Source organism: Arthrobacter sp. Hiyo1 (genome assembly GCF_001263615.2).
Taxonomy (GTDB): domain Bacteria; phylum Actinomycetota; class Actinomycetes; order Actinomycetales; family Micrococcaceae; genus Arthrobacter.
The window spans coordinates 147,842-150,203 of record NZ_DF952473.1 but is presented as its reverse complement, the minus strand read 5'-3'; the positions used below and the strand labels follow the sequence as shown (position 1 = coordinate 150,203).

At 63.5% G+C, this 2,362-nt stretch carries 2 protein-coding genes and 1 pseudogene; all 3 read left to right on the top strand.

What is annotated here, in order from left to right:
- A partial coding sequence (gene dop / locus AHiyo1_RS16175) for a depupylase/deamidase Dop (protein WP_059389234.1) occupies window positions 1–1,368 on the top strand: 1,368 nt, incomplete at its 5' end.
- A 122-nt stretch (window positions 1,369–1,490) separates the two neighbouring features.
- Window positions 1,491–1,694, top strand: a complete 204-nt coding sequence (locus tag AHiyo1_RS16170; RefSeq protein ID WP_059389233.1) for a ubiquitin-like protein Pup — start codon at window positions 1,491–1,493, stop codon at window positions 1,692–1,694.
- A 78-nt stretch (window positions 1,695–1,772) separates the two neighbouring features.
- Window positions 1,773–2,362: pseudogene (gene prcB, locus AHiyo1_RS16165) on the top strand (proteasome subunit beta); the annotation flags it as partial.

Here is a 2,362-nt window from a genome sequence, read left to right as displayed (position 1 = left end):
CGCGAGGCAGTCGCCTTGGCGTACGGGCGCCAAGAGCTCGAAGCCGACGGCGGCGACGAGTCAGGCTCGTTGCTGATGAACATGGTCCTCGGCAACGGGGCGCGCCTGTACGTGGACCATGCCCATCCGGAATATTCGAGTCCGGAGGTCACGAATCCCCGGGACATCGTCGCGTGGGACGCGGCCGGCGACCTCGTCGCCCTGGCCACGGTTCGGAAAGTCGCCGCGGATCCGGATCTGCCGGCCATCAACCTCTACAAGAACAACACCGACAACAAATCTGTGTCCTACGGTTCCCACGAAAACTACCTCATGCCACGGTCGGTACCTTTCGGGGACATCGTCCGCGGCCTGACGCCTTTCTTCGTCACGCGCCAGGTCATCTGTGGTGCCGGACGGCTCGGCAAGGGCCAGGACGGTTCAACCGCCGGATTCCAGATCAGTCAGCGTGCGGATTTCTTTGAGGCCGAGGTGGGACTGGAAACCACCATCAGGCGCCCGATCATCAATACCCGGGATGAACCGCATGCGACGGCGGACAAATACCGGCGCCTGCATGTCATCATCGGCGACGCCAACCTGAGCCAGGTGTCGAACTACTTGAAGTTCGGCACCACGGCTTTGGTCCTGAGCCTCATCGAAGCCGGCCAGGCTCCGAAGATCGAGGTGCATGAGCCGGTGGCCGGCCTCCAGGCAATCAGCCACGACACCTCCCTGACTGCCACGGTCAGGCTTCTTGACGGACGGCGCGTCACAGCGCTCGATATCCAGTGGATGTACTACGAGGCAGCGGCCAAACTTGGACAGGAAACCGGGGTTTCTGATTCCTTCAGCGGAGACGGCCACACCCGGGATGTCCTGGAACGGTGGGAGTCGACGCTGGGGCTCTTGGGGACCAACCCCGCCGGTGCCGCGTCATCGGTCGAATGGCTCGCCAAAATGTCCTTGCTGGATGGTTATCGGAACCGTGACGGCCTGGAATGGAACGATGCCCGCCTGGGCCTCGTCGATTTGCAATGGTCCGACGTGAGGCCGGAAAAGGGCCTCTATTACCGGATGCTTTCCCGCGACCGCATGCAGACAATCGTGGACGAAGCCGCCATCAGCCGCGCTGTCGTCGAACCGCCGCCGGACACGCGCGCGTTTTTCCGCGGGAAGTGTGTTTCCAGCTTCGGCAAGGACGTGGTCGGTGCCAGTTGGGATTCGGTCATCTTCGACGTTCCCGGCATTGGAAAACTGCAGCGCGTGCCTACCCGGGAACCCCTCCGCGGCACGGAAGCACTCACCGGACAACTGTTTCGGAAACACGACACGGCGGGCGCATTCCTCCGTGAATTGCTCGGCCTGGATCCGGCCCCGCCTGCCTGAACAAGCAGCCGGCTAAAGGGCGTCAAACGGGCCCTTAAAACCGCAGCGTGGCGGCCCGCCCCGTGGCAGTATGGCATTACAGGAAGTCCCCGTTGCCGGGGATGGACAGAATGGAGAAGGAAATGGCAGCTCAGGAGCAGCAGCAACCGCAGTCGCGGGACGTCGAGGTAGAGACCGACGCCCCCGAGGCGCCGCCCGCAGCGCCGGAGGCCCAGGCCTCGGTAGCGACGCAGGGCGTGGACGATCTCCTCGACGAAATCGATGGCGTGCTTGAATCGAACGCCGAAGAGTTCGTCAGGGCATTTGTGCAAAAGGGCGGCCAATAGCCAGCCGCCAGCTAAGCCAAGGGCCCGGCCGGCGCGAGGCCGCCGGGCATCGGATGTCAGAGTCGAAGGAGCGCAGCAATGCAGGATCCATCAACCGGCCACCTGGCCACCCAAGCAACGTCTTCGTTCATAGAGCATCTGCAACGCTCCAGGCCTGAACTCCTCCCCTTTAATCAAGCGCTGCCCGCGGGACAGATTCCCCCGTGCCCCATGCCACAACGATCGTCGCCCTCAGTTACCCCGGTGGCGTCCTGATGGCGGGGGACCGGCGTGCCACGATGGGCAATGTGATCGCCAGCAGGCACATCGAGAAGGTCTTCCCGGCCGACGAATACTCCGTCCTGGGAATTGCCGGGACCGCGGGGCTGGCCATCGACATCACGCGGTTGTTCCAAGTGGAACTGGAACACTACGAAAAGATCGAGGGCACTCTGCTGAGCCTGGACGGCAAAGCCAACAGGCTTGGCGCCATGATCCGGGGAAACCTGCCGATGGCCATGCAAGGCCTCGCGGTGATCCCGCTCTTCGCGGGCTTTGACCAGGCAGCCGGCGTGGGACGGCTTTTCTCCTACGATGTCACCGGGGGACGGTACGAGGAATTGGAGCACCATTCGGTCGGCTCGGGTTCGGTCTTCGCACGCGGCGCCCTGAAGAAGCTGTGGCGGCCG

What these genes read in the sequence shown, in the direction of transcription:
- AHiyo1_RS16170 (WP_059389233.1), top strand. Translation starts at nt 1,491, where the DNA reads ATGGCAGCTCAGGAGCAGCAGCAACCGCAGTCGCGGGACGTCGAGGTA.